Annotated in this window: 14 protein-coding genes; 4 read left to right on the top strand and 10 right to left on the bottom strand. The window is 71.0% G+C overall.

Translation table 11 applies throughout. The features are described from left to right. Positions 1 to 2: 2 nt before the first annotated feature. From AB1L88_RS09735 to AB1L88_RS09695, 9 genes are all read right to left on the bottom strand, one after another. On the bottom strand, positions 3 to 1424 hold the full coding sequence (locus AB1L88_RS09735) for a DUF1501 domain-containing protein (protein WP_367096457.1): 1422 nt from the start codon (positions 1422 to 1424) through the stop codon (positions 3 to 5). Positions 1425 to 1526: 102 nt separating this feature from the next. Next, positions 1527 to 5288, bottom strand: a complete 3762-nt coding sequence (locus AB1L88_RS09730) for a DPP IV N-terminal domain-containing protein (protein ID WP_367096456.1) — start codon at positions 5286 to 5288, stop codon at positions 1527 to 1529. Positions 5289 to 5393: 105 nt separating this feature from the next. Then, the gene (locus tag AB1L88_RS09725; protein WP_367096455.1) at positions 5394 to 6185 is read right to left on the bottom strand and encodes a hypothetical protein; all 792 of its coding nucleotides are present in this window, start codon (positions 6183 to 6185) and stop codon (positions 5394 to 5396) included. A gap of 113 nt (positions 6186 to 6298) precedes the next feature. Next, positions 6299 to 7675 carry a PFL family protein gene (locus tag AB1L88_RS09720; RefSeq protein ID WP_367096454.1) on the bottom strand — a complete coding sequence of 459 codons (1377 nt, stop codon included), beginning with the start codon at positions 7673 to 7675 and terminating at the stop codon, positions 6299 to 6301. Further along, positions 7662 to 8261 carry an ACT domain-containing protein gene (locus AB1L88_RS09715; RefSeq protein ID WP_367096453.1) on the bottom strand — a complete coding sequence of 200 codons (600 nt, stop codon included), beginning with the start codon at positions 8259 to 8261 and terminating at the stop codon, positions 7662 to 7664. The genes AB1L88_RS09720 and AB1L88_RS09715 overlap by 14 nt, the downstream gene beginning before the upstream one ends. 39 nt (positions 8262 to 8300) lie before the next feature. Next, the gene (locus AB1L88_RS09710; protein WP_367096452.1) at positions 8301 to 8756 is read right to left on the bottom strand and encodes a DUF423 domain-containing protein; all 456 of its coding nucleotides are present in this window, start codon (positions 8754 to 8756) and stop codon (positions 8301 to 8303) included. A gap of 194 nt (positions 8757 to 8950) precedes the next feature. Beyond that, positions 8951 to 10117: a DUF1080 domain-containing protein gene (locus AB1L88_RS09705; RefSeq protein ID WP_367096451.1), complete on the bottom strand. Its 1167-nt coding sequence runs from the start codon at positions 10115 to 10117 to the stop codon at positions 8951 to 8953. Between the two features lie 152 nt (positions 10118 to 10269). Continuing rightward, a complete protein-coding gene (locus tag AB1L88_RS09700; protein WP_367096450.1) occupies positions 10270 to 11667 on the bottom strand; it encodes a Mur ligase family protein in 1398 nt (465 codons plus the stop codon). Further along, positions 11664 to 12176 carry a response regulator gene (locus tag AB1L88_RS09695; RefSeq protein WP_367096449.1) on the bottom strand — a complete coding sequence of 171 codons (513 nt, stop codon included), beginning with the start codon at positions 12174 to 12176 and terminating at the stop codon, positions 11664 to 11666. The genes AB1L88_RS09700 and AB1L88_RS09695 overlap by 4 nt, the downstream gene beginning before the upstream one ends. 333 nt (positions 12177 to 12509) lie before the next feature. Here AB1L88_RS09695 and AB1L88_RS09690 point away from each other — a divergent pair, with 333 nt between their 5' ends. From AB1L88_RS09690 to AB1L88_RS09680, 3 genes are all read left to right on the top strand, one after another. After that, positions 12510 to 14747 (top strand): hypothetical protein, encoded by a 2238-nt coding sequence (locus AB1L88_RS09690; protein ID WP_367096448.1) that lies wholly within the window; start codon positions 12510 to 12512, stop codon positions 14745 to 14747. A 162-nt stretch (positions 14748 to 14909) separates the two neighbouring features. Further along, positions 14910 to 17195 (top strand): hypothetical protein, encoded by a 2286-nt coding sequence (locus AB1L88_RS09685; RefSeq protein WP_367096447.1) that lies wholly within the window; start codon positions 14910 to 14912, stop codon positions 17193 to 17195. Continuing rightward, complete coding sequence (locus tag AB1L88_RS09680; RefSeq protein ID WP_367096446.1) at positions 17195 to 18322, top strand: hypothetical protein; 1128 nt, start codon at positions 17195 to 17197, stop codon at positions 18320 to 18322. Before AB1L88_RS09685 ends, AB1L88_RS09680 begins: the two co-directional genes overlap by 1 nt. 109 nt (positions 18323 to 18431) lie before the next feature. Here AB1L88_RS09680 and AB1L88_RS09675 read toward each other — a convergent pair whose 3' ends face one another. Then, a complete protein-coding gene (locus AB1L88_RS09675) occupies positions 18432 to 19268 on the bottom strand; it encodes a VWA domain-containing protein (protein WP_367096445.1) in 837 nt (278 codons plus the stop codon). Positions 19269 to 19485: 217 nt separating this feature from the next. Here AB1L88_RS09675 and AB1L88_RS09670 point away from each other — a divergent pair, with 217 nt between their 5' ends. Further along, complete coding sequence (locus tag AB1L88_RS09670; protein ID WP_367096444.1) at positions 19486 to 20394, top strand: TerC family protein; 909 nt, start codon at positions 19486 to 19488, stop codon at positions 20392 to 20394. Positions 20395 to 20600: the final 206 nt, after the last annotated feature.

Genomic DNA, 20600 nt, shown 5'->3' with positions numbered 1-20600 from the left:
GATCAGCGATAGAGCGCCGAGATCGGCTTGCCGACGGTGACCGGGAAGGGCCGGTTGAGCGGGTCGCGATACTCGCCGTCCGGGTCCACCCCCAGACTCGCGAACATGGTCGCCGCGACGTCCCACGGGCCGACCCGATCCGAGGTCGGATAGGCTCCCATCCGATCCGTCCCCCCCACCACGCTCCCCCGCGCGGTCCCCGCGCCCGCGACCAGGATCGAATAGGCATTCGCCCAGTGCTTCCGACCCGGCGACGCCCCGGAGAACCTCGGCTCCAACGCCACCCGGGGCGCCCGGCCGAATTCCCCCATGCAGACGACCAGGGTCTCGTCGAGCAATCCCCGCTCGTCCAGGTCCTCCAGCAAGGCCGACAGGCTCCAGTCGAACCGGGGAAGTAATTGTTCCATCACGTCAAAAATATCGTTATGCGTGTCCCACCCGAGCCAGTCGAACTCGTCGGGCCGGCGGTCCTGCCCGCGTGCCGAATGGTTCCACGAGACCGTGATCCAGGGGACACCCGCCTCGACCAGTCGCCTCGCCAGCAAGCACGCCTGGCCCGAGCGGAACGCCCCGTAGCGCTCGCGGACCCGATCCGGCTCGGCCGCCAGGTCGAACGCCTGGCGGACGCTCGGGTCCGAGAGCATCGCATAGGCATTCCGATACATGGCCTGATGCTCGTCGGTCCCGGCGACCCCCATCGCCTCGCGCCGGGCCCGTTCGATCGCCTCCAGCAACGACCGGCGGGCCTCCATCCGGACAGTGGGGACGGCGTCGGGCAATTCCAGGTCGGGCAACGACCCCTCGGGATCGGTCGGGTCGCCCACCACCAGCGGCGCGTCGGCCCGGCCCAGGAAGCCGCCGTCCTGCCCCGGCGCGGGCAGTTCGGGCACCACGACCGGCATGTTGATGTGAGCCGCCGTGTACGGGCTCGACTCCGAGGGCCTGACCCGCTTCAGCACCGCCCCCAGCGTGGGGAAATCGTTCGGCGATGGTAAGGGATTCGACGACTTCCTCGGGTGATACCGCCCCGTCAGCGCGAGGTAGGCGGCCGACCCGTGGTCGAGGTCATCGTGCGAAACGCTCCGGAGGATCGCGTACCGATCGGCCAGGCTCGCGAGCCTCGGCAGGTGCTCGCAGACCATCGTGCCTGGCACCCTCGACGCGATCGCATCGAACGCGCCCCGGATCTCGCGAGGGGCTTCCGGCTTCGGGTCCCACGTCTCGAACTGGCTCTGGCCCCCGTTCGCATACACGAGGATCACCGATCGGGCCTTGCCGAACCCCGGCCCCGACGTCTCGCCGCGTCCGGACGCACCGCGGGCCAGGCCGAGCGAGCCGAGGCCCGCGAGCCCGCCGATCCTGAGGAATTCGCGGCGCGTCGCGGGCTCTCGTCGGGTTCGGGCGGGGGCGAGGAATCGGATCACGGCATGCTCCGTCGGGTTGATCTCGACGACAACGATCGGGAATGCCCTCGACCCAGTGTACCGCAATCGCCGACCGGGGACACCTCGATCCGACCGATCACCTCACTTGCCCTCCCCCGTCGTCGCCCCGACCGGAGCCTCCGCCTCGGTCGAGCGATCCTTCGGCCCGCCGCCCAGGGTCCGGCGGATGAATTCGAGGCGGAGGTTCGCGTAGTGCTCGCCGTAGATCCCGTGCCTCGCCTCCGGGTAGATCATCAGCTCGAACGGCCGGGCCGCCTGCTGGAGGTTGTGGATGAGTTGATACGCATTGCGCACCGACACGTTGTCATCCTTCGCGCCGTGGGCGATCAGCAACCTCCCCTTCAGGTCCTTCGCCGCCTCGACCACCGAGGTCTCGGCATAGCCTTCGGGATTCTCCTGGGGCGTGAGCATGTAGCGCTCGGTGTAGATCGTGTCGTAGTTCCGCCAGTCGGTGACCGGGGCGCCCGCGATCCCCGCGGCGAACCGGTCGCTGTGGGTCAGCGCATACGCCGTCATGAACCCGCCGTAGCTGTGCCCGGTCATGCCGATCCGGTCCGGATCGACATAGGTGCGTTCCTTGATCCAGTCGATCGCCGTCTCGATGTCCTCCAGCTCCGGAACGCCGAGCCTCTTGTACGCCGTCCAGGCCGAGACTGCCCCCTTGCCGCTGGCGCTCCTCGGGTCGGCCCGGAAGACGATGAACCCCTCCGACGCGAGCGCCTGGTCCTGCGCCCGGCCGCCGGCCCACGAGTCCTGGATCGTCGGGTAGTGCGGCCCGGCATAGGTCTGGAACCAGACCGGGTACATCTTCGACTCGTCCAGGTCGGGCGGCAGGATCACCTCCCCTTCGAGCAAAAAGCCGTCCGGCGTCTCGATCTGCACCAGTTCCCTCGGGCCGAATCGGTACCGCTCGACATCGGGGACCGGGTTGTCGTCGATCATCCGCACGAGCGCACCGTCTTCCGTCGAGCGCAGCGCAACCTTCGCCGGCGTCGTCACGCTCGACCACGTATCCACGAAGTGCTTCCCGTCGGGGGCGACCCGCACCGTATGATGACCCGATTCGGTCGTGAGCCGATCGACGCAGAGGTCATCGAGCGACACCCGGTACAGGTTCTCCGCGATGTGACTGTCCATCGTCCCGGTGACGAACACCACACGGGCTTCCGGATCAACGTGCTCGACCTTCCGCACCTCCCACTCGCCCATCGTCACCTGCTTGATCAAGGTGCCGTCGGCCTCGTAGTGGTACAGGTGTTGCCAGCCGTCGCGCTCGCTCAGCCAGAGGAAGGTGTCGTCGGGCAGCCCGATCGGGTCGCCCGGGCTGGTGATCCAGGCTTCCGTCTGATCCCGGAACAGCCTCGTCGGCGCCCCGCCCGAGGTCGGCACGCGGAGCACATCCAGCCACGTCTGCGTCCGATTCTGAATATACGCCAGCGCCGCCTTCCCATCCGGCTCCCACCCGACATGGCTGATGAGGAACGAGTCTTCCAGGTATCGCGAGAGATCTGCGAAGCGCGGCTCCCCCCCTCGGGCCGCGACGATGCCGAGCGCGACCCTCGGGTTCGGGTCGCCCGCGAACGGGTACGGCGTGTCCTCGACCGTCCGCCTCGGGCCGGTGTCGTCGAGCACGGTGTGCATGTCCAACGGGCGATCGTCGAGCCGGAGGAAGGCGAGGTGCTCGCCGTCGGGGCTCCACCAGAAGGCCTTCCAGCTCCGGTCGAACAACTCCTCGAAGTAGACCCAGACCGCCTTCCCGTTCCGGCCCCGATCGCTGCCGCCGGTCGTCAGGGCTCGCTCGGTGGCCGTCTCCAGATCAACGACGTGGAGATCGTTGCTGCGAACGAAGGCGACGAATCGCCCGTCGGGGCTGAACTCGGCCATCTCCTCCTCGCCCGGCGTGCTGGTCAGTCGATTCGCCTCCGACCCGTCGATCGTGGCGAAGTACAGATCATCGCCATATGAGATCAAGACGCCCGGATCGTTCGCCGAGTAGCCCGCGATGGCGCGTCGGGCCAGGCCTTCGGCGGCATCCTCGCCTATGGTCGGCAAGGTGGCTAGGGCTTTGGCAATCGGCTCGGCATCGAGATAGGGCTCGGCCTCGCCGCTGGCCGCATCGACCTTCATCAGGCGGCCGTCCCTCGATTGAAGATAATGCTCGCCGTCGAGCCACCGCACCGAGGCGGGCGAGCCGTTGAAATCGGGCCGATCCCCGCCATTCAACACGTCGAAGGTGATCGGCCTCCGCTCCTCCTCGTCATCCTGCACCTCCGGTACCGTCAGCAGACCAACCTCATTCACCAGCCGGAGAACCGGGAATTCGTCTCCCGCCGCAAGTTCATCACCGAAGAATCCCCAGGTCATCAGATTATCATCCGACTCCGGCTCCAGGAGATAGCTCGCCAGCGTGCCGAGCGGATGCGCCGTTCGGACGATCACCGATCCGGCCGGCACACGCCGCGAGGCCGTTTCCACCGTTACCTCGGCCTCGATCGACGCAGGGCCGTGATACCCGCCCCCGTTCCGGCGAACCGCGTCCAGGGTCGCGATCTCGGCCTCAACCTCGATGTCCTCGCGAAGGTGCTCGCGGTCAATCCCGTGCCGTCCGAGCGTGGCGATTGCCGCGTCATGTCCGGGAGGAATCGCGTAAGCGAACGGCCGCCGTACGGTCTTCGTCGGCTCGAATCGGGCCACGAACGCGGCCTCGTAGTCCTTCGGCACCCCGGCGGCGTAACTCTCCGAGGGCCTGGCCCCGGCCGATTCCTCGAAGCCGAGGATCGTCACCGGCTCATCGAACGGCCGGGCCTCGGAACGGATCGGGATGGCGGGGTCGTCGGCATTGGTCGTCTCCGATCGGGCGCGATCGAGCAGTGAATGGATCTCCTCCCGGTGATCGGCGGCCTGCTCCAGCGCCGATCGGACGAAGGCAAGCGTCCCGGTCACGCGGTCCTCGAACGGGGCATACGCATAGGCTTCCGAAAGGATGGAGAGGCGATTGCGCAGGCCCACGTACGTCGTCCCGAACCGTGGATTGGCCGGATACGTCGTCCACTCGGCGTGATCGCGTTCGAAATTCCCGTAGAAGAAGGCGTGCTCCCCGGTCGCCTCGTGGAAGGCATCGGCCACCCCCGGTAGGAACGTTTCCCGAGAAAAGGAGAGGATGTCGGGATGGGTGGCCGGATTCTTCGGGCCGTCGTACGTGATCAGGTATCGGTGGGCCGATCCATTCGTCGTGTGCGTGTCGATGAACAGGTGCGGGTCCCACTCGCCGAGGAACCGGACCAATCCCCGCGTCTCCGGTGCCATCAGCGCGATAAAATCGCGGTTCAGGTCCAGCCCGTCCGCGTTCCCTCGCGTGCCCGTCCCCTGCGCCGGCCCGTCCTGACCCCACCGGTTCTCGGTCGAGAATCGCTCCGCCCCATCGGCGTTGAAGACCGGGGCCACGCACAGGATCACGTCCTGCAGGAGTGGATGCCCCGGCTCGTCCGTGAAGTCGCGGACGAGCATGAGCAGGGCCTCCTTGCCGCAGACCTCCCCCCCGTGGATGGCGCCGATCGCCAGGACCACCAGTTTGCCCGACGCCTTCGCCTCCTCGGCCGAGGCCACCGGCGGGTCGCCGACGATCATGACGGGGATCGATCGCCCCTCGACGGTCGTGCCGAGGGTCGTCAGGCGGACCAGGTCCGAACGCTCGTCGAGCGTCCGACAGAGTTCGACCACCTCGTCGAACCGGGCGGTGGCCTCGAAGTCGCTGCGTTCGGCGACGGTGAGCAGGTCGTCTCCAGCGACGCAGGGCGCAGACAGGAACACCAACGCGATCATCACTCTGAGGTGTCGTCTCATGGGAGTCCTCGGCGGGGCGGCGAGTCGAAGGGCGTGGCGAGATCGAAGCGGGGGGAGAGGAGGACCCCGATCGCGGCGGGCACCTTCGAGGCCGGGCCGCCCGGGTCAGCCGGCCGAGGGACCCCGGAGGCGGCGCCGGGCCAGCACGGCCAGCGCCATCCCGCCGAACAGGGTCATCATCCCAGGCTCGGGCACGGGCGTCGAGGGGTCGGCCGGGCCGGGGCCGATCGGCCCGCCCGGTACCGGGTCGTCCTCAATCGTGACCTCGATCGCGTCGATGACGGCCGTCAGTTCGAGCCACCCCCCTTCCTCGAACCCGAGCTGGAGGAGGAAACGGCGGCTGAAGAACGGCGGCGGGCCCGTGAAGGCATCGATGGGCAGCAGGGTCGGCATCCCCGGGTCGCGGAACAGGTCCGAGGAGGTCCCGGCGAGGTCGAAGTCGGCGACCGACCACGCGACCGTCGGGTCGACCTCCCCGAATTGCTGGTAGCCGTCGAAGGCCTTCCTGTACGGGCTGCTCTGGACGTTGAGGAACAGGTCGCCGCCTCGGGCCGAACGGCCGAATGTCCGGCCCCCGACGGCGACCTCGAAGGTCGAGTCCCCCCCGCCCAGGCGGTACGAGAGGAATTCGCCCGTGTGATCCCGAACGGCGTCGGACGGCGGGATCTGCCGGACGACCAGCGTGGCGTCGAACGGGTCGCCGACCCCGAACTCCGACCCGGCGGCCTCGAATCGGTCGTGATGTCGGACGCCTCCCATGTCGTCGTCGCCGGTCAGGAGGCCGTCGATCGTCCCCCGGAACTGATAGCGGATCGCCGATCCGTCGGCGACGGCGGCGTTCCAGGAGAGGGTGATGAGGGTCAGCAGGGCCGTCCGGGGCCCGGAGCGGAAGCGCATCGGTCGATCCTTCGCCGGGGGTGGGGGCCGCCCCCCTCGGTCATCGGGGGGGCGGCATGCGATGATGTGAGTCGCACAATCGGCGGCCGGCGTCAAGATCGAACGCGTTCGGATCAGTTCCGCAAACTCGACAACGGGGCCGGGATCCGCCCCCCGTGCTGCACGAACGCGGTGCTGCCCCCGGCGGCGTGGATGGGCAGGATGTCCATCTCGCCGAAGAGCCCGCCGAAGACGGCGCGATCGCCCGGGCCCTTGCCGGGGACGGGGATGACCCGCACGGCGGTCGTCTTGTGGTTGATGACGCCGATGGCGACCTCGTCGGCGATCAGGGCGGCGAGGGTCTCGGCGTCGGTGTCGCCCGGGACGGCGATCATATCAAGACCGACCGAGCAGACCGCCGTCATCGCCTCGAGCTTCGCCAGGGTCAGGTCGCCGCAGGCGACGGCGTCGGCCAGCGCCGCGTCCTCGCTCACCGCGACGAACGCGCCCGACAGGCCGCCGACGCTGGAGCTGGCGAAGCTCCCCCCCTTCTTCACCGCGTCGTTGAGCAGCGCCAGGGCCGCGGTCGAGCCGGGGGCACCCAGCCGCTTCACCCCCATCACCTGCAAAATCTCGCCGACCGAATCCCCCACCTCCGGGGTCGGCGCGAGCGAGAGATCGACGATGCCGAACGCCACGCCGAGCCGCGCCGCCACCTCGCGGCCGATCAACTCCCCCACCCGGGTGACGCGGAAGGCGGTGCTCTTGATCTCCTCGGCGATCTCGCCCAGCGTCGGGCGGGCCTTGGCGTTGGTGACGAGGTCCTCGACCGCCGCCTTCACCACCCCCGGGCCGCTGACGCCGATGTTGATCACGCAGTCCGGCTCCCCCGCTCCGTGGAAGGCGCCGGCCATGAAGGGGTTGTCGGTCGGGGCGTTGCCGAAGATCACCAGCTTGGCACACCCGAACCCGTCGTGCGACCGCGTCCGCTCGGCCGTGTCCTTGAGCACATGACCGAGCAGGGCAATCGCATCCATGTTGATGCCCGCCGCCGTCGTGCCGACATTGACCGACGAGCAGACCCGCTGCGTCGTCGAGAGCACGAGCGGCAATGCCTCGATCAGGCGTTTCTCCGCCTCGGTCCACCCCTTCTGCACCTGCGCGGTGAAGCCGCCGACGAGGTCCACGCCCACCTCGGCCGCCGTGGCGTCGAGGGTCCGGGCGACGGCGATCAACCCCTCGGTGTCGTGCCCGGCGGCGACCCCCGCGATCGGGCTGACGGCGATCCGCCGGTTCACGATCGGGATGCCGTAGCGCCCCTGCACCTCCTGGCAGACCTCGCGGAGCCGCCCGGCGTAGTGCAGCAGGCGGGCGCGGATGCGGTCGCACAGGATCGAGACATCCGGAGATCCGCAGCTCTGCAAGTCCACGCCCATCGTCACGGTGCGGACGTCGAGCTTGTGCTGCCGGACCATGCCCAGCGTGGTGAGAACGTCCTCAGTGCGGTACAACGACGTCGCTCCCCTCGGGATTGCGGCTCGAACCGACCCGGACCGGGCGCGGCTCGTTGGTGGCCAGGAAAATGTCCTCGTGCTGCACGAACACCTCCATGCCCAGCCCCGCGCCGAACTGCTCCAGGTCCGATCGCAGCTCGGCCGGCTTCACCTGGGGAGGCAAGAATGCTTCCATGATCAATCGGAAGTTCGGGCCGTCCGACCTCGCGTGCAGGTCGACGATATTGACCCCCCGGTCCGCCAGCTTGCCGGCGATCCGGTAGATATTCCCCGGGCTGTCCTGCCCCAGCACGGTCAGGATGAACCGATCGCCGCCGGGCACCGGGTCCACGTGGTGCCCCTCATCGGGCAAGACGGCGACTTTCAGGTCGAACCGCTCGCCACGGGCGACGATCGCATCGCGGAGCGCTCGGGGGTCAATCACCTCCGGAAAGGCGGCGGCCAGGATGATCGTGAAGTAGCCCCGGAGGACCGTCTGGCTCAATTCAATGATGTTCCCGCCCTGATCGGAAATCGACCCGGTGACCGCGTGGACGATCCCGACGCGGTCGGCGGCCGTGACCGTCACGATATAGGTGTGCATGGGACTCCTGTGTAATGAATATTCGTGTTGCTCGAATCGTCAGGCGACCCGCTGCGGATCCTGGGCGCCCACCCGGGTCGCGCCGCCGTCGAGGCATTCCTTCGGGGGCCCGAGGCGGTCGGCCCGGCAGGCCGCGGCCAGCGCGATCCAGCCGAAGACGAACCCCACCCCGCCGATCGGCGTGATCATCCCCAGCCAGTTGGCCGTGCCGCCGGCGAGCACCAGCAGGTACAGGGTCCCCGGGAAGACGATCGAACCGAAGAGGAACAGCCACCCCGAGGCCTCGATCAGCCGGCTCGGCCCGGTTCGCAGGGCCAGCAACCCCACGGCCAGCAGGGCCAGGGCATGATACATCTGGTAGCGCACGCCGATCTCGAAAGTCTCCAGCGCGTCCGGATCCACCCTCCCCTCCAGCCCATGCGCCCCGAACGTCCCGGCGATCACCGCCACGGCGCCCAGGACGGCCCCGATCCGCGCCCAGCGTGCTCCGTTCATCTGCCTCTTGCCTTTCCGATTCGATTCAGTTCGATGCAATTCGATGGCTCGATGCGTCGCGAACGACGACACAACCCCCTGTCTGATCGTTCGCGCCGACCGACCTCTCCCCCTCATTGTCGCCGCGTCGGCAACCTGCCTCAACTCGGGCGTGCTCGCCGACCCCGCCGGCCCGGCCGCCTTCTCCTCCTGGGTCACTCCTCGCCCGGCAATTCGCCGATGCGAATGTTCCGGAAGCTCAGGTCCGTCGTCGGGTCGTGCCCCTGGATGCTGATGACCCCCGGCGCCGCCTTGAATCCGTTGCGCCCGTTGTCGGCCGGCTCACGGTCGTCGTGCCAGTCGGTCACCTGATATCCATTCACCCAGACGGCGAAGTGGTTGCCGTGCGCGATCAAGGTCTTGGTGAACCACTCGAAGTCGTCGGCCACCACCTTCCGCGCGGCCACCCGGCGATAGATCGCCCCCGTGCCGTAATCGACCGGCTTGGTGCGGTCGTCACCCTCGTATTCGTTGCGGATCTGCGACTCGTACCCGCTCCAGAACTCCCCCGGGATCGCCCGGAAGAAGATGCCGCTGTTCAGGTGCTCGCCGTTCGAGAAGATGTCGAGTTGCAGGATGAAGTCGTCGTACTGCCCCTCGGTCTGGATGTCCCCCCGGCCGTTCGACACGTTCAAATATCCTTCATCCGTCACCGAATAGACCGACTCCCCGCCGTCGAGCACCTTCCAGCCCGTCAGGTCCTCGCCGTTGAAAAGGGGTTCCATCGCCTCGGGCTTCAGCTCCACATCGCGGAGCATCAAGGTCGCCCCCTCTCCCACGCGGAACCCGACGGCCTGCCGCACCGGGCCGGACACGAGGTACTTCTCCCGGAACACCCCGGCGGCGAGGAACTCGCCGTCCCGGGTCTCCGTCCTCCCGTCGATCCCCTCGGCGTCGGCGGTCACCTCGTAGCGATCCCAACTGTCCGGCGCGGTCGGGCCATCCGAGCCGAGGACCAAGAGCGCGGCGGGCTTCGTGTCGGGCCGGATCAAGGCCATCAGCGCATCGCCCGCCCCCGCGTATCGGCTGGCGAATCGGATCGTGCTCGGGCCGAACTCGGTGGTCGTCCGCACCACGGCCGGCCCCCGGATGACCAGGGCCCCGTCGACCACCGCAACCGCCTCGGCCGGGTTCTCCGCCCTGACCGTCCAGCCGAAGGTCGTCTCGCCGTCGAAGAGCTGGATCCAGCCCGCGGCGACCTCCTCGGCCGACAGGGCGTTGGCGGTCTCCTCCTCGGCCCGGACGCTCGGGCCGAGCAGGACCAGCAGCGCGGTCGCGGCCAGGGGAACGACGGGCGTCCAGCGGTTCCGGATCAGAGTCATGGCGCGGGCTCCGAGGGGTGCGGCGTCCAGCAGGATCTCCCGGCATCATACCGGCAATCGATCCCGTTCGGCCAGCATGCCGCATCGCTGGGCCCGCCCGCGTCCCTCCCCCCTTGCCCCGTCAGCCCCCGCTCCCCGGCCGGCGACGCGACTCAAGGGACGAGTCGAGGCGCCGCCGGCACCCCTCTCAGCCCCAGGGCCGACGCCCTCGCCTCGGCCGCGAGGAACAGCGAGCCGGTCACGCAGATCAGGCCCGAACCCGGCGTGATCCTCCTGGCCTCGCTCAGGGCGAGCGTCGGGTCGGCGGCGGTCACGCACGGGGGGCCGCCGAGCTGCGCGACGGCCTCGGCCACCGTCTCGGGATCGACCGCGCGCGGGTTCTCGACGAACCGGGTGGCGACCACCGCCCCGAACATCGGCAGCAAGGCCCGGAGCTGGCCGGGCAGGTCCTTGTCGCGGCTCGTCCCGAAGACGAGCGTGCGGGGGACCTCCGGGAAGCACGACTGCAACGTCTCGGCCAGCGCCCCGGCCGAGGCGACATTGTGCGCCCCGTCGATCACCAGCCAGGGGGCCTCCCCCACCACCTCGACCCTCGCCGGCCATCGCAGGCCGGCCAGACCCCGCACGACCGCCTCGACCGACAGATCCAGCGTCGGGTCCGATTCCCCCAAGGCGTCGAGCGCCGCCACCGCCACGGCGAGGTTCCTCGCCTGGTGCTCGCCCGGCAAGGGGCAGGCGAGCGACCCCCAGTCGCGCCTCCAGGTCCGGACGGCCACCCGGCCGTTGTCGGGGCGAGCCGGCGGGGGCGTCGGCCGTTCGTAGGAGTACGCGAAATCGACGCCGATCTGGCGGATCGGGCAGCGTCGCGCCCGGGCGATGCGCCGGATCACCCCCCGCGGCTCCGCCTCGGCCACGCCGACCACCGCCGGGGTCCGGCGCTTGAGGATCCCCGCCTTCTCGGCCGCGATGTGCCCGAGCGTCGGCCCGAGCTGCCGGACGTGGTCGAGCGAGATCGACGTGATGACCGAGACGGACGGCCGCACGACGTTCGTCGAGTCGAGCCGCCCCCCCATCCCCACTTCCAGGGCCACCGCCCGGCAGCCGGATCGGGCGAAGTGGAGCAGGCCCATCGCCGTCGTCACCTCGAAGAAGGTCATGCCGACCGGCGCCGGCCATCGCCGCTCGACCTCCTCGACGCTCGGGAGCACCGCTTCGTACAGGTCGACCAGGTCGCCCGGGTCCATCATCGCGCCGTCGATGACGAACCGTTCCTCCAGGCGGTGCAGGTGCGGCGAGGTGAACAGGCCCGTCGTGATCCCCCCGGCCGAGAGGCTCGAGGCGATCATCGTCGAGGTGGATCCCTTCCCCTTCGTCCCGGCGACGTGGACGATCCGCAGGTGGCGTTGCGGGTCGCCCAGCCGGCGGAGCAGGCGCCGCATCCGGGCCAGGCGGAGCTCGGTCGAGGCGGCCGAGGCCGGCATGCCGACCCGTTCGTAATCGAGCCGGGCGTAGAGGCGGTCGAGGCAGTCCCGGTAGGCGTCGGTGCTCAAGGCAGGTCGGGCCTGGTGGGGTGAAGGTCGCGCGTAGGGTCGTGAGACACGGGGACGGCTCCCGACCCTTCCAGATGGTCGTCGTCGTCGTCGGGGTCGGGGTCGTCCAGGCCGAACGGGGGCCTGAGGGCGTGCTCGGCACACGAGCGGACGGCCCCCAGCAAGTCCTGGAACGGCCCCCCCTTCAACAGGATGCGGGAGGCCCCGCCGGCCAGGGCGAGCAATCGGCCGTCGGCCTGGCCGTCGCCGGTCAGGATGACCACCTGGAGGCCGATCGCCAGCGGATCGAACCGCAGGGCTTCCAGCACCTGCAGCCCGTCGCGCCGGGGCATCCAGAGGTCGAGCACGAGCACGTGCGGGTGATGCTTCCGCACCTGAGCGATGGCCTCGTTGCCGTCGGCCGCCTCCCAGACGGTCATGCCGGCGTCCCGCAGGCAGTTGGCGGTCACGGTGCGCAGGGCGTCGTCGTCGTCGGCCACCACGATCGTGTAGCGTTCGGATCGGGCCACAGTCGTCCCCCCTTCTGCTCGGCGACGCTCGCGACGAGGCGGGTTGGATTCCTCGACGGGACGTGCCTGGCCGTGCGTTCGGATCGTCGGGTTCAGCGTGGCAAGACCTGCGGTGGCGACTCTCTCGCGTCCAAGCATACCCCGACTCCCGCCCGGGCCGCCATGCCGGTTCCGCCCGATTGTGGATCGATGGGAGCACGGACTGTTCCCGACGCCCCGCGGCTCGTATCGTGGCATCGTGGCGGGCACCCCGGGCCGATCCCCGACGTCGCGATCGGCCCGGGCCTCCTCTGCGAGCGCCGGCCCGCCCCGACCGGAGGGCCTCCCGAAGCCATGATCCGCGTCCCCCGACCCTCGCAGATTCCCGCCGCCCGGGCCGGCCTGGCCGTGCTCGGGCCGATCGGGCCGGACGGCTCGGGCGTCTCCTACCGGGCCTGGTCCCCCGGCGAGGGGGACGCGGTGACGCTCTGGATCGACGGCCGGCGCTCCGAGGAGGACCCGATCCGGGCCGAACGCCTCGCCCGTCAGGCGTTCGCCCTGGGACGGGTCCGGCACCCGAACCTCGCCCAGGTCCTGCGGTTCGAATCCCTCGGCGGCCGCCTCGCCCTGGTCGAACGCCCCGGCGGCCCCGTCCGGGCCGAGGCCCCGGATCCCCCCGAATCGAACCACGAACCCCGGCACCGCCCCGGCCCCTCCTCCGTCCGCCGCGCCGTCGGCGAGGCGCTCCAGGCCGCCCGGGCGGTCCAGGCCCTGCACGCCCTCGGCCTGAGCCACGGCAACATCGGCCCCGAGTCGCTGGTCGAGCTGGCCGACGGCCGGGTGATCCTCGCCGGCCTCGGCCGCATCCCACCCCCCCCGGAAGACCGCGAGGGGGCCGAGCCGCCCGCCTTCCCCGACCCCTCGGCCGAGCGGTCGGACCTCGACGCCCTCGGCCGGGTCCTCTACGAACGGCTCACCGGCACCGCCCCCGGCCGCTCGCCCGACCCCGCCGACACCCCCCCGCCCGAGTCGATCAACCGCCGCGTCCCCGCCAGCGTTTCCGCCGTCATTCGGAGGCTCCGCCTGCCGGCCGCCGACGGCGGCTTCGGGTCGATCGCCCCGGCCGTCGCCGAGTTGGAGCGGATCGTCGGCGCCCCGACTGCTGAGACGTTCCTCCCCCGGCAAGAGCTGGTCGACGCCTACCGGTCGTTCGCCCTGGCTTATGCCGAGGCCCCGAGCGCCCGCCTGCGGAAGCTCGTCACGCTGGGCTTCTACGGCGGGACGGGGGCATTAGCCCTGCTCGCCCTGCTGCTCGCCTTGCCGAGCCTGGCCCTCGGCCTGATCCACCTGATGCTCATGACCGCCGCCTTCGGGTTCATCGTGGGAGGGGTCCGGCGCGGTGGGCCCGTGTTCGACCGGGTCCGGCGCTTCGTCCTCGGCGGTCGGGGTCGCGACCTGGCGACGGTCGCCGCGGCGGTGGTGCTGGGCCTGCTCGGCCTGAAGGCGGCCGGATTGCTCGGCATCATGATCGCCCTGGGGATCGTCGCGGCCATCCTGGCCGGGGTCCGCGAGGCCTTGATCGACGACCGCCTCGCCCAGGAGCGCCGCGAGCCGATCGAGCGGGCCTCGGCCCTGCTCCGGGACCTCCGCGTCCACGGCCTGACCGAGCCGGCCGTCCGATCCTTCGCCGTCGACCACGGCGGCGAGCACTGGGGGCCGCTCTTCCTGGGCCTCTTCGGCGACGACGCCTACCGGGCCGTCGCCCAGCGTCGGGCGTTGCCCTGGCCCGATCGCCTGCTGCGGGTCGAGCTGCTCGGCCGGGTGGCTCGCTTCCTCGACACCCGCCTGAGCCTCCGCCGCGACGAGCGCGATCGCACCGTCCTGACCGCCCTCGAAGAGGCCCGTCTCCAGGCCGCCGAGGTCCCCGAGCTGACCGCCCGCCGCCGATCGTGGCGGATCGGCCCGGCCCTGATCGCCCGCGCCCGGGCCTTCGAACGCGGCGAAGGCCCGCCCGGCGGCAACCTCGCCGCCTCGCTGGCCGAGGCGGTCCGGGACCCCGAGTCCGCCCTGGTCGCGGTCGAGGCCGAGACGTCCCTCGACCGCCTCCGGCGCCGGGCGATCACCCTGCTGGACACCCTGACCGGCCCTCGCGTCCGATTGCTCGTCGGCCTGGCCCTGCTGGCCGGGTTCCTCGCCTGGGCCCATCAGAACCGCCTGATCCCCCGGGAAACCCCTTCGGAGCTGGTCGAGGCCGCCCGGTCGCCCGAGGAGCTCGACCTCGCCGAGATCGGCCGGTCGCTCGACGCCCGCCGCCAGTCCCTCCAGGCCGAGGCGTCCCGGGCCCAGCCGCTCCGGGCTGAGGTCGCCCCCCGCCTGCTCGCCCTGCTCTTCCGCTACGTCGGCGCCGGCCTGGCGGCGTTGATCCTCCTGGCCTCCTCCCTGTCGGCCGGGCGATCGGTCGCCCTGGCGTCCCTCGGGGCGGCGCTGGTCGCCCTGTTCGGGCCTAACCTCGGCCTGCCGCTCGGGTTCAGCCTCGGCCTGGCCCTCGCCCTGGCCCTGGTCGTCCCGGCCGTCGTGCGTCGCCTTGTCTGAGTTTCAGGGATTGCCCATGTTCCCTGAATTTCCTTGATCTAGCCAGGTTCCCGCAAATCCCAGGGTTCTCTGCTCAAGGTAGACCCCGCACCTTCCGATCGTTGAAGACGGGCGGTCAGGATCGACCGGCCGGGCTTGATCGAACCAGGAGGGTGAGGCGCGATGGATCGCGACGGACCCGACAGGGAGCGGAATCCGGGACAGGGCGAGGGCGTCGGCGACGGCCAGGGCGAGGGCCGCGCCCGGGCCGTGCCCGTCGTATTGCTGGAAGCCCTGACCCTGCTGATGTTTGTGCTGGGGGTCGGGGGGACCTGCGCCCTGGTCATCGCCGCGCACCAGCGGGTCGGGCCGGAGGAGCCTCCCGCGGCCGTCGTGGCGTTGCCCGCCTCGGGCGTCGGCACCGCGACCGGCCCGGCCGAGGACGTCCCGCCCTCCGAGGCCGCGCCCGAGCCGGAACCCGAGCCTGAGCCTGAGCCTGAGCCAATCCCGGAACCCGTCCCCGAGCCCGTCCCCGCGCCGGCGGTCGACCTGACGGCCGAGGCCCTGGCCGAGATCGCCGCGAGGCGGGCGAGGCTGGCCGAGAAGGTCGATCGGGTCTCGCGTCGGGTGGCCGAGATCGGCGGCAGCGTCACCGAGGCGGGGCGGCGGATCGAGGCATTCCTGACCGAGGCGAGGGAGTCCGACCGGCGTCGGCTCCGCCTGGCGGCCGAGGCCCAGCAACTGGAGGCCGAGCTGCAACTGGTGGCCCTGGAACGGGATGTGCTCGAACGCCAGAGGAATCAGGCCGAGCAACAGCATCGCCGGAAGATCGAGCGTCCCGGCTACGCCATCCTCCCCTACCGGGGGCCCTCCGGCACCTGGCGGCGGCCGATCCCGGTCGAGTGCCGCAACGGGATGGCCGTGATGGAGCCGGGCGGCATGAGCTTCTCGATGGTCGAGCTGGCCGCCATGCCCGGCCGGTCCGGGCCGTTCGGCGCGGCGGTCAAGCGGCTGGCCTTCCTGCTCGAACAGCAAGGGGCACCCGGCGGCGAGCGGGTCGAGGCGTACGTCCTGTTCGTGGTCCGGCCCGACGGCATCCGCCCGTTCTACGAGGCCCGGTCGTCGCTCGACGCGGTCGGGATCCCTTATGGGTACGAGCTGGTCGACCAGGATTGGGAGGTCGAGTATCCCGCCTGGGACGACCCTACTATCTGGGAATCGCTCGATGCCTCGCTCCAGTCCGACCCGCCCGACTGGGACGCCGCCGCCGCGACCGGCGACGACCCCGGCCTCGCCGGGCTGGGGGGCGACGGCGGGTACGGCGGCCTCGGCGACCAAGGGGGGATGGCCGGCGGGATCGGCGAGCCGAGTCCCCTGGGCGTCCCCTCGTATCCCGGAGGGGCCGCGATCGCCGACGAGCTGCGGAGCCTGGCCGAGCTGGTGCCGGACGCTCCCGTCGGCCTGCCCGGCGAGCCGAGGGCCGGCTCTGGCCTCGGCCGTCGAGGCCCCGGACCCGGAGGGCATTCGGGAGAGTCGGGGCTCGGGGCGGGAGGCCCGGGGGCCGACTTCCGGGGGGGGCCTCCCCCCGCCGGCACCGCCGGGCCTGAGGGGTCGATCGCCGCGGGATCCAACCGCCGAGGGGCCTGGTCGAGCATCGTCGAGCCGGAGGTCCCGGGCCTCGACGGCCTGCCGGGGGGCGACCGGTCGGAACCCGGCTCCCGAATCGCGGCCGGGTCGGGCCTGGCGGGTCGGCCGGGGATGGGGGCCGGTGGCGGTGGCTCGGGCAATCCAACCGGGGGGCGAGGCGTCCCGGGGGGCGGCGGCGGGACCGGCCTCGGCCTGCGGGACGGCGAGCCGGGATCGGGCCGGCCGGGCCTTGCCGTGCCGGGCCTGGATGAGCTGCTCGGTTTCGACGGCGATGGCCAGGCCGGGGGCCGATCGGGCGGCGTGTCGGGGGCCGGGCCCGGCGAGCCGAACGGCTCGGGGGCCGGGGCCGGGCTGCCCTCGGGTGAGCCGAACCCGGGCGATCCGTCGGCCGAGGGGGATCGGCGGTCGGCCTCGGGGGATCACGGTGAAGGGGAGCCGGGCGGATCGGCCTCACCGTCGTCGGGATCGAGTCCCGGATCGGGGTTCGGCTCCGGTCCCGGTCGGCGTCGGATCGAGCTGGTCGTGGCCAGCGGCCGCAAGGGGGTGACGATCCACCCGGGCGGCTACCGCCTGAGCGAGGAGACGGTGAAGCAGGATGACGGGCGGCTGATGAAGGCGATCGAGGCGGTCGCGGCGTCGGAGCGGCGGAAGCAGCCGGCCAGCGACCCGGTCCCATCGGTCCGGTTCCTGGTCGAGCCGGGGGGCTACGGCCTCTACTGGTCGGCCCGCAGCCAGGTCGAGCTGGCGAGGCCGGAGTGGCCGATCACCTGGCAGGCCAGCCAGCCGAGGACCTTCTCCCTCTTTGGATCGGAGCGTTGGTGATGAGCACGGCCACATCGTCGAACCGATCGGACGCGGCGGCCGCCTGGAAATCGCCGGGCCGGGTGCTGCTGGAGGCGACCGCCCTGGTCCTGCTGGTCGTCGGCCTGGGGGCCTGGATCGTCCGCATTCCGAAGGCAGAGCCGGTCGCCGCGGTCGATCCGGCGGTGGTCGAGGCCGAGCCGCCGGCCGAACCGGTGCCGGAGGTCCTGCCGGAGGAGGCGGTGCCCGATCCCGAGCCGCCCCCCCTTCCCGACCCGGTACCGGAGCCGGAACCCGAGCCGATCGGACCCGATCCGGTCGCCCTGGCCCGGGCCGAGGAGGAGTTGAACGCGGTCGAGGCGGCCTTGCGGTCGGCCGAACAGGAGGAGGCCCGGCTCGCCGCCGAACGGGAGACGACCGAGCTCCGGACCCTGGCGGCCGATCGGACCGCGGCCGAGTCGGCCGAGCGGCTCCGACGCGAGGCCGAGCGGGTGGCCGAGGCCCGCGCCAACATCGCCGTGTTGCAGCAGGAGCGCGACCGCTTGAATCGGGTGATCGCCGCGATCGGGGCCGCCCCGCCGCCGAGGGAGGCGCTCAACACCAGCCGGAGCCCGGTCGCCCGGACGATCACCGGCGAGGAGTACCACTTCGAGATCCGCGGGGATCGGGTCGCGTTCATCGACCTCGACCGATTGCTGGAGAAGGCCCAGGCGGACGCGAAGCTCCGCCTGCGGATGACCGGCTTGAACACGCGGGGGGTCTCCGGGACGGTCGGGCCGATCGGGGCCTTCTCGATGTCGTACCAGATCGGGCCGACGGGTGTCGGGATCTCGGCCGACCCGAGGCGGCCGGCGGCGGTCTCGGCCTCGTTCGGGCTTCAGGGGTTCGAGATCGTGCCGACGCGGGCCCAGCGGGGCGAGCCGTTCGAGATGGCCCTGTCCCCCGTCTCGGAGGTCGGCCGGGTCCTCCAGCGCCTCGATCCGGGGCGGACGACCATCACCCTCTGGGTCTATCCGGACGGCTTCCCGCTCTACAGGAGGCTCTGGGACGCCCTGCACGAGTACGGCTTCACCATCGCCGCCCGCCCCTTGCCCGAAGGCATGCCGATCCGAGGCGGGCCGAACGGCTCGCGGTCGGCCGGGCAGTGACCGGGGCCGTCGCGGAACATGGTCCCCGTGCCGAACCAACGGGCCGGGGGTGTGGAGAGGTCGGGTTGTCAAAGAGCGGGCGGACGGGGTGGACGGGTTGTATGACGGATCAGGGGGACGCGGTCCGGGAGAGGTAGCGGCCGCCGGAATCGTCGGCGATGGCGCGGAGCTGGGCGGAGCCCCGGCCGCCGCCGAGGTCGATGCAGTGGATCGGGGTGCGGTCGGTGTTGCGGGTGAGGATGGTCGTGTCGGTGCCGCCCGGGAATTCGCCGTCGGTCAGCAGGAAGACGGCGTCGGGGCGGAGGCCGAGGGCGAGCTTCATCGAGGCCCGGGGGTCGGTCCCCCCCTCGGGGGCGATCGTGTTGAGCCAGGCGGTCGCGGCCCGCTTCCCCTTCGTGTCGGCCGACTGGGGGATGCCGCCGGCCATCGGGATCGAGCGCTCGTTGAAGAAGATGACCAGGAAGCGCTGGGGGTAGCGCAGGCCGTTGATGCAGCGGCGGAGTTCCTGCCGGGCCCGGTCGATCCGGGAGTCGTCGTCCATGCTGCCGGAACAATCGACGACGAAGACGAAGAAGGACCCTTTGGCCCGGATGCCGAAGAACGAGGTCTGCTGCCAGGCGGGGATGCTCCGCCAGTCGATCGAGCCGTCGTAGGGGTCGCCCGGCGATCCGCGGCGTTGGTCGGCCAGGGCGTTGGCCGATCGGACCGTCGGGCCGACGCGGCGCGGGGCGGGGTCGGGCTTCGGGTCGTCGGCGGCTTCCGGCTTCGGGTCGTCCGCGTCTGGCCGCGACGTCGAAGGAGAGGGCGGATCATCGGAAGGCTTCGAGCCGTCGGCGAGGGAGGGAGGGACGAGGGCCGAGGCACTCAACACGGCGAGGACCAGGAACTCTCGACGCGGCGTCTGGGTCGGCGTCGGCGTCGGCTCAGCGGGCGAGGATCGTCGCATGCGAAGCTCCGAAGGCTGGGGGGCCGGATCGGGAGGAACCGGGCGAGCACTCCGACCGGATCGGATCGAAGCCCCGGGACGCATTGACCTTTGACGCCGTCGGTCCCCATGATAGTCGAAGTCGATCGGCGATCGACCCGCCGGAATGTCCCTCCACCCGCCCTGCGACCGCCCGAGCCACGTCGTCGTGCCGTGATCCTTCCCGGAGCTTCCTGCCTTGTTTGAGGTCCTGACCACCGCCGACTGGATGACGCTCGGCGGGACGATCCTGACGTTGATCGCCCTGGAAGGGTTGCTCAGTGCCGACAATGCGCTGGTCTTGGCGGTGATGGTGCGTCACCTGCCGCGCGAGCAGCAGAAGAAGGCGTTGCGGTACGGGATCATCGGCGCGTTCGTCTTCCGGTTCATCGCCGTCTTGCTGGCGGCGAAGATCCTGGATTACTGGCAACTGGAGGTGGTCGGCGGGATCTATCTGCTGCAACTGGCCGTCCGCCATTTGATCAGTGGGGAAGACGAGCCTCATTACGACGAGCCGGAGCCGAGCGCCCTGCCCGAGCCGGCCTCGGACGCCGTGAGCCAGGGGACCGAGACCACCGTGCCCGGCGAACAGGCCGCGCCGGCGTTGCACGAGACGGCCGCTCCGAAGCGTCGGCGGCATCGCGGGGGCTTCTGGGCGACGGTCGCGGGGGTCGAGATGGCGGACATCGCCTTCTCGATCGACTCGATCCTGGCCGCCGTGGCGATCGCCGACGGGATGCCGGAGCGCCTGCAGGAGGTCGAGTTCGGGTTCTTCACGCTCAAGACCTGGGTGATCTACATCGGTGGGGTCCTCGGGATCATCACGATGCGGTTCGTGGCCGGGTACTTCCTGCTGCTGCTGAACCGGTTCAAGGGGCTGGCGGTCGGGGCGTACTTGCTGGTCGGCTGGATCGGGTTGAAGCTGATCGGCTCGGGGTTCCATCACGCCCTGTATCGGGGGGAGGATCGCCTGACCGGCGGCTGGAAAGATCAGGTGCCCGAGTGGCTGGCCCACAACCTGGAGATGCCGAGCTGGTTCTTCTGGAGCGGGATGGTGTTGATCCTGGTGTTGAGTATGGTGTTGAGTCCTGGGAAGAGTAAGCGGTAGGCGGTAGGCAGTAACGAAGGAGGCAGCGCTCTTCTCATGGTGAGGGCGAGGGCTGACTCCGTCCCCCTCGCCCCGCTTGCGGGGAGAGGGGTCACTGGCGGGATCGCAACGCTCGGCGGGTCGGCCGACGGCCCCCTACCCGGCCTGCGGCCACCCTCTCCCCCGAACGGGGGCGAGGGTTGGGAGAGGGTGGAGTGAAGAGGGGC

It is taken from the genome of Tautonia sp. JC769 (genome assembly GCF_040717455.1).
GTDB lineage: Bacteria > Planctomycetota > Planctomycetia > Isosphaerales > Isosphaeraceae > Tautonia.
This window is presented reverse-complemented; position numbering and strand designations above follow the sequence as displayed.